Below are 13568 nucleotides of genomic sequence, written 5' to 3' on the forward strand. Positions count from 1 at the left end.
TGTTCGGTCGTGGTGGCCGGAGCAGTCGCGTGCCGCCGCCTCCTCGGGGAAAGGAGGGGGCGGCAGCACGCTTGGAGTTAGGTTAGCCTAACCTTTTCTTCGCGGGTAGTGGGGTCCGGGGTTGACGGGCCGTCATCAGCCGCCCGGCCGGAATCAGCCGCCCGGCCGTCATCGACCACCCGGCCCCCCGCGAGCCGCACCACCCGGGGCAGCCGGGCGATGGTCGCGGGGCGGTGCGCGATCACGATCAGCGTGCAGTGCGCGTGCAGTTCGTCCAGCGCGTGCTCCAGCCGGGCGGCCGTCGCCGGGTCGATGTCGGCGGTGGCCTCGTCCAGCACCAGCACGGCCGGGGCGGCGAGGACGGCCCGCACCACGCCGAGGATCTGCCGCTCCCCCGCCGACAGGCGCGCGCCGCGCAGGCCGACGTCGGCGTCGGGTCCGCCGAGCGCCGCCAGCCAGCGCGTCAGGCCGAGCCGGTCGACGGCCGCTTCGATCGCCGCCCGGTCCGGGGCGCCGCGCACCAGCGCCAGGTTCTCCGCGACGGTGCCGGTGACCAGGCGCACCTCCTGCGGCACCAGCACGATGCGGCTGCGCAGCTGCGCCTCGGGCAGCGCGGCCAGGTCGACGCCGGCGAACCGGACGGCGCCGGCGTCCGGGCGGTACAGGCCGCAGAGCAGTTTGGACAGCGTGGTCTTGCCGGAGCCGGTCTCGCCGACCACGCCGGTGCGGCTGCCCGGCGGGAAGGCGAGGCTGACGCCGTGCAGCTCCAGGCCGTCCGACCGGTAGCCGAAGTCGACGCCCTCGCACCGCAGTTCACCGTGCTCGGGCAGGCGGGGCAGCGGGTCGACGGGGCGGCCGGGGGCGGTGGCGGCGAGCAGGTCGAGCAGCCGGGCCAGGCCGGTGCGCGCGGTGGCGACCTCGCCGACCAGCTGCGACAGGTCGGTGAACGAGTCGAACAGGGTGCGGCTGGCGAGCACGAACACCACGACGGTGCCGACGCTCGCCGCGTCCTCGGTGACCAGCCGGCCGCCCACGGCGAGCAGCGCGACCAGCGTCAGGCCCTCGATCAGGCTGACCAGGTCGATCCGGTTCTCCACCCGCAGCGCGCGCCGGGCGGCCCGCACGGCCCGCCGGTTCTCGGCGTCGAAGCGGGCGGTCCAGCCGGGCAGGCCGCGCGAGGTCTGCAGCGCCTCCCTGGCGGTCAGGGTCTCGGTGAAGGTGGCGGCGACGGTCGCCTCGGCGCTCGCCTTGCCGCCGAACGCGGAGGCCGCGTCGCGCTGGAACCAGCGGGTGACCAGCAGCGTCGGCGGCACGAACACCACCAGCTGCACCAGCAGCAACTGCCAGGAGTACCCGGCCAGCACGGCCAGCGTGAAGCCGAGGGTGGCCAGCGCCGACACCAGGTTGCGCAGGTGCAGCCGGACGAACGCGGCCAGCGCCGCGACCTCGCCGGTGGCCCGGCGCAGCAGATCGCCGCTGCGGTGCGTCTCCAGGAACCGCAGTGGCGCGGTCGCGAGGTTCTCCACCGCCTGCTCGCGCAGCGTCCGCACCACCTCCTCGCCGCCCTTGATCAGCAGCAGCTCCCCCACCCGGGCCAGCCCCAACTGCACCACCCCGAGCACCGCCAGGCACCCGACGGCCCATCCGAGCCGCCCCCGGTCGCCCGCCAGCAGCCCGTCGGTGGCCAGCCCGACCAGCGGCGCGACCGCCACCAGCGCGGCCGAATCCGCCAAGCCGACCGCCAACGCCACCACCAGCCGCCCCCGATGCGGCCGCAGGTACGGCACGGCCCGCCGCAGCACACCGCGTTCGGCGGCCTCCTCGCGCAGCAACGGCTGTTCAGCCATGGGGGGCCTCCAGGGAAGTGGGATCGGACAGGAACGGGAGCGGCCCGTGCGGGAGGCTGCCCGGGGCCGTCAACTCCACGGTGCGGTCCGCGAGTTCGAGGACCGCCGGACGGTGGGTGGCGAACAGCAGGGTGCGGGTGCCGGCCGACCAGGTGCGGAGGTTGGTGAGAACGAGGGCCTCGGTGGTGGTGTCGAGCGCGGAGGTGGCGTCGTCCAGCAGCAGGACGGCGGGGTCGCCGAGCAACGCCCGTGCCAGGGCGAGGCGTTGGAGCTGGCCGCCGGAGAGGACGGTGCCGGATTCGCCGAGTTCGGTGGCGTAGCCGTCGGGCATGGCGGCCAGTTGGTCGTGCAACGCGGCGGTGCGGCAGGCCTGTTGGAGTTCGGCGTCGGAGAGGTCGCGGCCGAGCCGCAGGTTGTCGGCGACGGTGCCGGAGAGCAGCACGGGCCGCTGGGCGACGTGGGCGATGCGTTCGCGGACGCTGTCGAGGCGGGCGGCGCGCAGGTCGGTGCCGCCGTAGCGGACGGCGCCGCTGTCGGGGTCGTCGAGCCGGACGCCGAGCCGCAGCAGGGTGCTCTTGCCGGAGCCGGTCGCGCCGTGCACCGCGACGAACTCACCTGGTGCGACGGCGAGTTGGCAGGGTCCGAGGACGGTCCTGCCGTCCCGTTCGGCCGTGACGGCGGCGAACTCCAGCGCCCCCGAGGGAGGGAGGTCCACGCCGTCGGGCGACTCGCGGACGGTGGGCCGCAGGGACAGCGCCTCGTCGATCCGGGCGGCGGCCACGTCGGCCTGGCCGCGTTCCAGCAGCCGGTCGACCAGGACCCGGGTGGCGAGGGTGACGATGGCCATCCAGGAGGTGAAGGCGACCAGCCCGCCGATGGTCAACTGCCCGTCCAGCACGGCGAGTCCGCCGAGTCCGAGGCCGGCGGCGACGGCCATTCGCGGGACGAGCGGGGCGACGGCGGCCCAGCCGGCCTCGATCCGGGCGGCGGTGACGGTGCGCCGGGTGACCTCGGCGCTGGCCGCGTGGTGGCGGTCCACCAGGGGGCGGTGGCCGCCGGTGCCGCGCAGGCCGGTGCCCAGTTGCAGCAGGTCGGCGACGGCGTCGGCGCGGCGGCCGTGCGCGGTCGCCAACTCGGCGGAGGCGGCGGCGAATCGGCGCGGGTAGTGCACGTTGACCCAGACCAGGAACGGCAGCGTGGCCAGCGTGACCAGCAGCAGCCGGAGGTCCAGCGCGCCGATCGCGGGCAGCACGGTCAGGAAGGTGGTGCCGAGGACCACCCAGATCGCCAGGCCGTGCACCCACTCGCGGACCAGGTCGGTGTCCCGGGTGGCCCGCATCGCCAGGTCGCCGTGGCCGCGCTCGGCGAGCGCGGCGCGGTCCAGGCCGGACAGCTGCCGCAGCAGCCGCCCGCGCAGGTCGGCGCCGACCTTGGCGTCCGCGTACCCGGCCCAGTACTGCCAGCCGTAGAGCCCGGCGAACTGCACCAGGGCGGCGAGCGCGGTGGCGGCGGACCAGGTCGCCAGAGCGCGGCCGTCGTGCTGCTGGAGGCCCCGGTCGAGGGCCTGCTGGACGCACCAGGGGACGGCCAGCAGGGCGAGTTGGCGGATCGCGGCGGCGGCCATCGCGGCGGCGACGGTGGCCCGGTGCGGGCGCAGCGAGCCGCGCAGCAGGGCGCGGGCGCGGCGGCGACGTTCGGCGGGCAGAGCGCCGGGCGGCAGGTCGTCGTCGGCGAGCCGGTCGGCGGTGACGCCGTCGGGCTGGTCGGTGGGCGGATCGGTGGGCGCGGGCTGAGGGGTGGTCACGAGGTCGGCCATCCGTCGGGGGTGGTGGGGGAAGGGGGCGGCACCGGGACCGGGTGCCGCCCCCTCCGGGTGCGGGGTCAGGCGGTGCGGGCGATCAGACTGGCGGGCCGCAGGTCCGTCCAGTGGGCGTCGATGTACGCGGTGGCGCCCTCGCGGGTGTCCTCGCCGTGCACGGCGCGCCAGCCGGCCGGGATGTCGGCGAAGGCGGGCCACAGCGAGTGCTGGTTCTCGTCGTTGACCAGCACCAGGTAGCGGGCGTCGTCGTCCTCGAACGGGTTGGTGGCAGCCATGGATCGGTTCTCCTGATCGGTGGGAGGGGCAGGGGTCAGGCGGAGCAGGACGGGCGGCCGTCGAGGGCCGCCCCGACCAGCCGGTCCACCAGGTGGTCGGCGAGTGCCGCGACGGTCGGACGGGCCAGCAGGTCGGGCAGGCAGAGGTCCCCCTCGAAGTCGGCGCGCAGGCGCTGGAGCAGGTCCATCGCCAGCAGCGAGTGGCCGCCGAGGTCGAAGAAGTTCTCGTCGATGCCGACCTCGGGCAGGCCGAGCACCTCGGCGAACGCGGCGTGCACGGCCTGTTCGCTCGGGTACCGCGGCGCGCGCCGTTCGCCGTCGGCGGCGTGGTGCTCGGCGCGCGGCGCGGGCAGAGCACTGCGGTCGAGCTTGCCGTTGACGGTCAACGGCAGGGCGTCCAGGACCACGAAGGCCGAGGGCACCATGTAGGCGGGCAGCCTGGCGGCCAGCGAACGACGGATCGCCGAGGCCGAGATAAGGGTACCCTCACTTGGCACCAGGTAGGCCGCCAGGCGCTTCACCCCCGGCACGTCCTCCCGGACCACCACCGCTGCCTGCGCCACCTCCTGATGCTCGGCCAGCGCGTCCTCGATCTCGCCGGGCTCCACCCGGTAGCCGCGGATCTTCACCTGGTCGTCGGCGCGACCCAGGAAGTCGAGCAGACCGTCCGAGCGCCGACGCACCACGTCACCCGTGCGGTACATCCGCGCACCGGGCTCCCCGAACGGGTCCGCGACGAAACGCTCCGCCGTCAGGCCCGGACGGTTCAGGTACCCGCGCGCCAACCCGACGCCCGACACGTACAACTCGCCCGCCACGCCCACCGGAACCGGCCGCAGATGGCCGTCGAGGACGTGCGCCACGGTGTTCCGGATCGGCCGGCCGACGGTGGCCGTCGCCGAGTCCAGCGTGCCGCCGCCCAGCGTGTTGATCGTGTACTCCGTCGGCCCGTACAGGTTGTACCCCATCACACCAGGCGTCTCCGACAGCTTCGACCACAGCGACTCCGACACCGCCTCGCCGCCGAGCAGCACCAGCACCGGCCGGTGCCGCCCCTCGTCCAGCAGCCCGCACTCCACCAGCGCCTGCGCGTACGACGGCGTCACGTTGATGACGTCCACGGCGTGCTGCGCGCAGTACGCGGACAGCGCTTCCGCGTCCCGCCGCAGCGCCTCGTCCAGGACATGGACCTCGTGCCCCTCGACCAGCCAGAGCAGTTCCTCCCACGACATGTCGAAGGAGAACGAGACCGTGTGCGCGATCCGCAACCGCCGCCCGCCCGCCGACGCCACCACCGGCTCGAAGATCGCCTCCCGATGGTTCACCTGCATGTTCGTCAGACCCCGATAGGGCGTCACCACACCCTTCGGCCGGCCCGTCGAACCCGACGTGAAGATCACATACGCCGCCGCATCCGGCTCATAGGGGACGCGGAACGGCTCACCGGGCATGGCCGCCAACTCGGCCTGGATCGACGGCTCGTCCAGCAGCAGCCGGGGCACACCCGGAACGTCGGGCATCCGCGCCGAAGCGGCCTCGGTGGTGACCAGCACGACGGGCGCCGTCTCCTCCACCATCAACGCCAACCGCTCGGCCGGATAGTCGAGTTCGAGCGGCAGATACGCCGCACCGCACCGCAACACCGCGAACAACGCCGCCACCATGTCCAACGAACGCGGCAACCCCAACGCCACCACCCGCTCCGGGCCGGCCCCCCGCGCAGCGAACAACCGCGCCAACCCGTCCACCCTCGCGTCCAGTTCTGCATACGACCAGGACTGCGAACCGAACACCAACGCCGTCTCCCCCGGCACCAGCACCGCCCGCTCCGCCAACAACTCCGCCACCGAAGCCGACGGCACCCCACACCCCGTCGCACCCCACACCCCCAACAACTCCCGCTCACCAGACGTCAACACGTCCAGAGCGCCGATGCGGCGGTGCGGGTCGGCGGCGACCTGGGCGAGGACGGCGAGCAGGCGTTCGGCGAGGGCCTCGGCGGTGCTGCGGTCATAGCGGTCGGCGGCGTATTCGAGGGCCAGGTCGATGGTCTCGGTGGACGACAACTCCTCGAAGTTGAAGTCGAGTTCGAACTTGGCGGCACCGAGGTCGAACGGCAGGATCCGGCTCTCCAGGCCGAGCAGGCGGCCCGCCCGGCCGTCGTTGTGCTGGTAGCCGAGCATCACCTGGAACAGCGGGTGCCGGCCGGGCACCCGGGGCGGGTGGAGGGCCTCGACCAGGCGGTCGAACGGCAGGTCCTGGTGGGCGAACGCGGCGAGGTCGAACTCCCTTACTCGGCCGAGGAGTTCGGCGAATGTCGGGTTGCCGGACAGGTCGGTGCGCAGCACCACCGTGTTGACGAAGAACCCGACCAGGCTGTCGAGCCCGCTGTCGGACCGGCCCGCGACGGGTGCGCCGAGCGGGATGTCCTCGCCCGCGCCGAGCCGGTGCAGCAGGGTGGCGACGGCGGCCCGCAGCACCATGAACGTGGTGGTGCCGGTGGCCCGGGCGACCTCCCGCAGTCCCCGGTGCACGGCGGGCGGCACCTGCGCGTGGACCGTCCCGCCCCGGTGTGCGGCGACGGGGGTGCGCGGGTGGTCGGCCGGCAGCGCGAGCTCCTCCGGGAGGTCGGCCAACGCCCGCTCCCAGTGGTCGAGTTGGCGATCGGCGAGGCCGCCGGACAGCAGCTCCTGCTGCCACAGCGTGTAGTCGGCGTACTGGACGGGGAGCGGCTCCAGCTCCGCGCCGCCGTACGCGGCGGTGAGGTCGTCCACGAACGCGTTCATCGACCATTCGTCGCCCGCGATGTGGTGGAAGAGCAGCACCAACACGTGCTCCTCGGAGCCGAGTTCGAGCACGGTGACCCGCAGCGGGCGTTCGGTGGCCAGGTCGAAGCCGCGCCGGACGGCGGCCTGCACCTCCGCGTCGAGCGCGGACTCGGCGACCGGCCGCAGCTCGATCGCCTCGGCGGCGGTCGGCGCGTCCAGCAGGTGCTGGAAGACCGAGCCGTCGCGTTCGACGAAGACGGTGCGCAGGCTCTCGTGGCGGGTGCTGACGGCGCGGACGGCGGCGCGCAGCGCGGCATGGTCGAGCGGGCCGGTGACCCGGACCACCAGCGGCACGTTGTAGGTGGCGCCGTCGCCGTCCAGGTTCTGCAGGTACCACATGCGGCGCTGGGCGTGCGAGAGCGGCAGGTCGGCGGGGCGGGGGCGGCGGGTCAGTGCGGGGCGCTGCTCGCCGGCGGTGCCGGTCAGGCGGTGGGCCAGGTCGGCGGGGGTGGGGGCCTCGAACAGGTCGCGGACCGTCAGGGCGGCGCCGAGCACGGTCCGGACCCGGGCGATCAGCCGGGTGGCGAGCAGCGAGTGGCCGCCGAGGTCGAAGAAGTTCTCCTCCGGTCCGACCTCGGTCAGGCCGAGCACCTCGCCGAACGCGCCGCACAGGATCTCCTCCCGCGCATCCCGGGGGGCGCGCTCGGCGGGGCCGCTCGGCGGGGCGGGCAGGGCCCTGCGGTCGAGCTTGCCGTTGACGGTCAGCGGCAGGGCGTCCACGGTGACCAGCGCGGACGGCACCATGTACTCGGGCAGGCGGGCGGCGAGGCGGGCGCGCAGCTCGGCGGTGTCGAGGCCGTTCGCGGTCGGCACCAGGTAGCCGACCAGGCGCTTGACGCCCGGGGTGTCCTCGCGGACCACCACCGCCGCCCGGGCGACGCCCTCGTGGGCGGCCAGCGCGTCCTCGATCTCGCCCGGTTCGATCCGGTAGCCGCGGATCTTCACCTGGTCGTCGGCGCGACCCAGGAAGTCGAGCAGACCGTCGGCACGCCGGCGCACCACGTCACCCGTGCGGTACATCCGCGCACCCGGCTCCCCGAACGGGTCCGCGACGAAACGCTCCGCCGTCAGGCCCGGACGGTTCAGGTAGCCGCGCGCCAACCCGACGCCCGACACGTACAACTCGCCCGCCACACCCACCGGAACCGGCCGCAAGCAAGCATCGAGAACGTGCGCCACGGTGTTCCGGATCGGCCGGCCGACCGTGGCCGTCGGCGAGTCGAGCGTGCCGCCGCCCAGCGTGTTGATCGTGTACTCGGTCGGCCCGTACAGGTTGTACCCCATCACGCCAGGGGTGTCGGACAGCTTCGACCACAGCGACTCGGACACCGCCTCGCCGCCCAGCAGGACCAGCACCGGCCGGTGTCGCCCCTCGTCCAGCAGACCGCACTCCACCAGCGCCTGCGCGTACGACGGCGTCACGTTGATGACGTCCACGGCGTGCTGCGCGCAGTAGTCCGCCAGCCCCTGGGCGTCGCGGCGCAACTCCTCGTCGAGGACGTGCACTTCATGGCCTTCGACCAGCCAGAGCAGTTCCTCCCACGACATGTCGAAGGAGAACGAGACCGTGTGCGCGATCCGCAACCGCCGCCCGCCCGCCGACGCCACCACCGGCTCGAAGATCGCCTCCCGATGGTTCACCTGCATGTTCGTCAGACCCCGATAGGGCGTCACCACGCCCTTCGGCCGACCCGTCGAACCCGACGTGAAGATCACATACGCCGCCGCATCCGGCTCGTACGGCACCCGGAACGCCCCGGAGGGCATCGCCGCCAACTCGGCCACCACGGAGGGATCGTCGAGCAGCACGGTGGCGGGATACTCGGGCATCCGCGCCGAAGCGGCCTCGGTGGTGACCAGCACGACGGGCGCGGTCTCCTCCACCATCAACGCCAACCGCTCAGCGGGATAGTCGAGTTCCAGCGGCAGATACGCCGCACCGCACCGCAGCACCGCGAACAACGCCGCCACCATGTCCAACGAACGCGGCAACCCCAACGCCACCACCCGCTCCGGACCGGCCCCCCGCGCAGCGAACAACCGCGCCAACCCGTCCACCCGAGCATCCAACTCCGCATACGACCACGACTGCGAACCGAACACCAACGCCGTCTCCCCCGGCACCAGCACCGCCCGCTCAGCCAACAACTCCGCCACCGAAGCCGACGGCACCCCACACCCCGTCGCACCCCACACCCCCAACAACTCCCGCTCACCACACGTCAACACGTCCAGGCTGCGGACGGGCCGGTCGGGGTCGGCGGTGAGCTGGGCGAGCAGCATGATCAGGCGCTCGGCGTGCTGTTCGATCTCGTGGCGGTCGAAGACGTCGGGGCGGTACTTCCACTCGAAGGTGAGGGCCTCGCCGGGGTTGGTGATGAAGATCAGCGGGAAGTGCGCGGCGTCCACGTCCTCCACCTCGCGGACGCCGAGGCGCTCGCGCAGGTCGGCGCGGGCGGGCTCGTCGGCGGGGGTGTTGCGGAGCACCTGGAGGGTGTCGAAGAGGCGGCCGAAGCCGGTCTCGCGCTGGATGGCTCCCAGGCCGGTCTGGTGGTGCGGCAGCAGGGCGGCCTGCTCGTCCTGGTGGCGGGCGAGGAACGCGGCGACGCTCTCCGCCGGGTCGAGTGCGGCCCGCACGGGGACGGTGTTGAGGAACATGCCGATGGTGCCGTCGATGCCGGGCAGTTCGGCGGGGCGGCCGGACACGGTCGCGCCGAACACCACGTCCTGCCGGTTGGTCAGTCCGGCGAGCAGCAGCGCCCAGGCGCCGGACAGCACGGTGTTCAGGGTCAGGCCCCGGACCCGCGCCAACTCACCCAGTTCATAGGTGAGTTCGCGTCCGAGGCGGGCGGTGACGGACTGCGGGAGCAGCCCGGCGCGTTCGCGGGCGCCCGGGGCGAGCAGGGTGGGCCCGTCGAGTCCGGCGAGGGCCCGGCGCCAGGCGTCCTGGTCGGCGGCGGTGTCGCGGGCGGCGAGCGAGCGCAGGAACTCCCGGTAGGGCAGCGCGGGTCGGGCGACCGGCAGCCCGGCGCAGCGGCCGAGCAGCTCCTGCAGGAACAGGCCGGAGGACCAGCCGTCCCAGAGCAGCGCGTGGTTGGTGAGCAGGATGCGCTGCCCGCCGTCGGGGGCGAGCACGGACAGCAGGCGCAGCAGTGGCGGCTTGGCGAGGTCGAACCGGGTGGCGGCCTCGCGTTCCACCAGTTCGGCGAGCCGCTCGGTGAACTGCTGCTCGGTGAGGTGGGACAGGTCGAGTTCGGTGAGCGGCACGTCCACGGCGCGCGGGACGAACTGGAGGGGCCGGTCGGGGCCGGCCGGCAGGAAGCCCGCGCGCAGGTTGGGGTGGGCGTCGAGGACGGCGGTGACGGCGGCGCGCAGGGTGTCGAGCGGGAGGCGGCGGTCGAGGGTGATGACGTCGCGGGCGGTGTACACGTCCACCGCGCTGTCGTCGTACTCGGCCTCGAACAGCAGGCCTTCCTGGAGCGGCGACACCGGCCAGATGTCCGCGATCTCCAGGTGCGGCGCGGCGGCCCGGACGGCGGCGTGCTCGGCGTCGGTGGCGGCGGGCAGTTCGGGGAGTTCGGGCCGGGCGGCGGCGGCTTCGCGACTGTCGGCGAGGGCGGCCAGCGCGGCGGGGGTGCGTCGTTCGAAGACGTCGCGGGGGCTGAGGGTGAGTCCTTCGGCGCGGGCGGCGCCGATCAGCCGGATCGAGGAGATCGAGTCGCCGCCGAGCCGGAAGAAGTCGTCCTCCGGGCCGGCTTCGGGCAGGCCGAGCACCTCGCCGTACAGCGCGCACAGCAGGAGTTCGGTCGGGGTTTCGGCGGCGCGCGAGCCGCCGGTGGCGCCGAAGTCGAGGGCGTCGTCGGGCAGCGCCGTGCGGTCGAGCTTGCCGTTGACGGTCAGCGGGAGGGCGTCGAGCACGGCGAACGCGGAGGGCACCATGTAGGCGGGCAGGCGGGCGGCGAGGTGCTCGTGCAGTTCGGCGGGGTCGGGGCGGTCGGGGCCGGCGGGCACCAGGTGGGCGACGATCCGGTCCACCGGGCCGCGCCGGACGGTCACGGCGCACTGCGCGACGGCCGGGTGGGCGGCCAACTCGGCCTCGATCTCGCCGAGTTCGATGCGGTAGCCGCGGATCTTCAGCTGTTCGTCGGCGCGGCCCAGGTAGTCGAGGCCACCGTCGGCGCGCCGTCGCACCAGGTCGCCGGTGCGGTACATCCGGCTCCCGGGCCCGCCGAACGGGTCGGCGACGAACCGGCCCGCCGTCAGCCCTGGCCGGTGCAGGTAGCCGCGGGCCAACTGCACGCCCGCCAGGTACAGTTCGCCCGGCGCGCCGGCCGGCACGGGCCGCAGCAGGGCGTCCAGGACGTACGCCCGGCCGCCGGTGAGCGGGCGGCCGACGGTGGGCGTGGCGCTGTCTGCGAGGTCGGCGACCAGGGCGTCCACGGTGAACTCGGTCGGCCCGTAGTAGTTCAGCGCCGTCACGCCGGGCTCGGCGCGCAGCCGCGTCCACAGCGCCTCGGGCAGCGCCTCGCCGCCGAGCAGCAGCACCGGCGGGCGGTGTGCGCCCGACAGCAGTCCGCTGTCGAGGAGTTGGGCCGCGTAGCTGGGGGTGACGTCCAGCGCGTGGATGCCCGCCGCGCGGACGTACTCGACCACCGCTTCGGCGTCGCGGCGGTCGGCCTCTGCGAGCAGGTGCAGTTCGTGGCCGCCGAGCAGCCAGATCAGCTGCTCCCAGGAGGAGTCGAAGGAGAACGAGGCGGTGTGCAGGGCCTTGATGCGCTGTTCGCCGGTGGCGGCGAGGGCGTCGGCGAACTCGCGGCTCAGGTGGTCCTGGGCGAGGTTGGCCAGGCCCGCATGGGTGAGCAGCACGCCCTTGGGGCGGCCGGTGGAGCCGGAGGTGTGGATCACGTACGCGGCCTGCGCGGGGTCGATCGGGCCGCCGCGTTCCTCGTCGGTGACCGGCCCGGCGGGCAGCGCGTCGAGTTCGGCGAGGGTCGCCGGGTCGTCGAGCAGCACGACGTTCGCCGCCGGACGCTCGGGCAGCCGGGCCAGTACGGCGCGGGTGGTGAGCAGCACGGCCGGGCGGGCGTCGGCCAGCAGGTCGGCCAGGCGGCGGTCGGGGTGGTCGAGGTCCAGCGGCAGGTAGGCGCCGCCGGCCCGCAGCACCGCGAGCAGCGCGGTGACGGCCTCGGTGGAGCGCGGCAGGGCAAGGGCGCAGATCTGCTCGGCGCGCAGTCCGCGAGCGAGCAGCAGGCGCGCCAACGTGTCGGTGTCGGCGTCGAGTCGGCCGAATGTGCGGTCTGTCGGACGGCCGTCGAGGGCCGGGCCGACCAGGGCGCGCGCGTCGGGCGTGTCCTCGGCCCGGGCGCGCAGCAGGTCGTCCACGCCGGGCGGTGGCACGGCGGGCAGGGCGGGGCCGGTGATCGCCGGCTGCTCGGCGGGGGTGAGCAGGTCGAGGCGGGCGAGCGGGGTGTCCGGGTCGGCGGCGAAGGCGTCCAGCAGGGCGCAGAACCGTTCGACGACCGTGGCGGCCTGCTCGGCGTCGAACACGTCCGGGCGGTACTCGAGTTCGAGCCGCAGGTCGGCACCGGGCAGCAGGGTCAGGCCGAGCGGGTAGTGGGTGGCGTCGCGGGCGCCGAGCGCGGTGACGGTCGGGCCGTCGCCCTGCGCCAGCCGGGCCTTCAGCTCCTCGCCGCCGCCCCGGTAGTTCTCCACCACGAGCAGCGTGTCGAACAGCGGGCCGCCCACGCCCGCCGCGCGCTGGACGGCGGCCAGGCCCAGGTGCTGGTGGTCCATCAGGTCGGCCTGCGCACGCTGGACCTCGGCCGCGGCGACGGCCAGGGTGTCGGTGGCCCCGGGGCGGACGCGAACGGGCACCGTGTTGATGAACAGTCCGACCATCTGCTCGGCGCCCGGCAGATCCTCCGGCCGGCCCGAGACCGTGGTGCCGAACACCGTGTCCGTGGTGCCGGTGAGCGCGCCCACCAGCACCCCCCACAGCGTGTACGCGACGCTGCCGAGGGTCAGCCCCCGGCTGCGGGCGGCGGCCGTGAGCCGGGCCGTCAGCTCCTCCCCCGCCTCCCGGGTGACCAGGCCGGGCTCCACGGCGCCGGCCCCGGCGACGGCGGGGGCCACCGGGTGGGGGGTGTCGAACCCGTCGAGGGCCGCCGCCCAGGCCGCCTCGGCGGCGGCGGTGTCGCGGCCCGCCAGCACGGCCAGGTGATCGCGGTAGGGGCGGACGGGCGGCAGCTGCTCGCCCCGGTACAGCGCGAGCAGCTCACGCACCACGATCGGCATCGACCAGCCGTCCAGCAGCAGATGGTGGCACGTCAGCACCAGCCGGGACCGGCCCTCGCCCGTCCGCAGCAGAGTGAACCGCAGCAGCGGCGGCACATCGAGCTCGAACGGGCGCCGCCAGTCCTCGTCCATCGCCGCCTGAACGTCCGCCTCCTGACGGTCCGTCAGATCCAGGACCCGAAGCGGGGTCGGCACGCTCCGCTGCACGAACTGCACCACGTCCTGCGGGTCCTCGTACCAGAAGCCCACCCGCAGGTTCGCATGCCGCACCAGCAGCGCGTCGACCGCCCGGGCGAGCCCGGTCTCGTCCAACTGCCCGTCCAGGTCCAGGTACGACTGCACGACGTACACGTCCCGCGCCGCGTCGTCGTACAACGCGTGGAACAGCAGCCCCTCCTGGAGCGAGGACAGCGGATACACGTCCTCCAGTTCCGAAGGCGAGGCGCTCGGCTGCTGCGGGTCGTCGTGCGGGGTGAAGTCGTTCATCTCGGCTTTCTCGGTTCCA

At 74.2% G+C, this 13568-nt stretch carries 4 protein-coding genes; all 4 read right to left on the reverse strand.

The features are described 5' to 3' along the window. Nucleotides 1-77: 77 nt before the first annotated feature. On the reverse strand, nt 78-1847 hold the full coding sequence (locus ACWEMJ_RS07685) for an ABC transporter ATP-binding protein (protein ID WP_452136051.1): 1770 nt from the start codon (nt 1845-1847) through the stop codon (nt 78-80). After that, nucleotides 1840-3663 carry an ABC transporter ATP-binding protein gene (locus tag ACWEMJ_RS07690; protein WP_452136052.1) on the reverse strand — a complete coding sequence of 608 codons (1824 nt, stop codon included), beginning with the start codon at nt 3661-3663 and terminating at the stop codon, nt 1840-1842. The genes ACWEMJ_RS07685 and ACWEMJ_RS07690 overlap by 8 nt, the downstream gene beginning before the upstream one ends. A gap of 65 nt (nt 3664-3728) precedes the next feature. Continuing rightward, a complete protein-coding gene (locus ACWEMJ_RS07695) occupies nt 3729-3941 on the reverse strand; it encodes an MbtH family protein (protein WP_452136053.1) in 213 nt (70 codons plus the stop codon). 35 nt (nt 3942-3976) lie between these two features. Beyond that, nucleotides 3977-13549, reverse strand: coding sequence for an amino acid adenylation domain-containing protein (locus ACWEMJ_RS07700; RefSeq protein ID WP_452136054.1), 9573 nt, complete (start codon nt 13547-13549; stop codon nt 3977-3979). Nucleotides 13550-13568: the final 19 nt, after the last annotated feature.

This window comes from Kitasatospora sp. NPDC004531, from assembly GCF_053602195.1.

Coding starts and splice junctions, on each gene's coding strand:
- ACWEMJ_RS07700 (WP_452136054.1), bottom strand. CDS start 13,549: ATGAACGACTTCACCCCGCACGACGACCCGCAGCAGCCGAGCGCCTCG.
- ACWEMJ_RS07690 (WP_452136052.1), bottom strand. CDS start 3,663: ATGGCCGACCTCGTGACCACCCCTCAGCCCGCGCCCACCGATCCGCCC.
- ACWEMJ_RS07695 (WP_452136053.1), bottom strand. CDS start 3,941: ATGGCTGCCACCAACCCGTTCGAGGACGACGACGCCCGCTACCTGGTG.
- ACWEMJ_RS07685 (WP_452136051.1), bottom strand. CDS start 1,847: ATGGCTGAACAGCCGTTGCTGCGCGAGGAGGCCGCCGAACGCGGTGTG.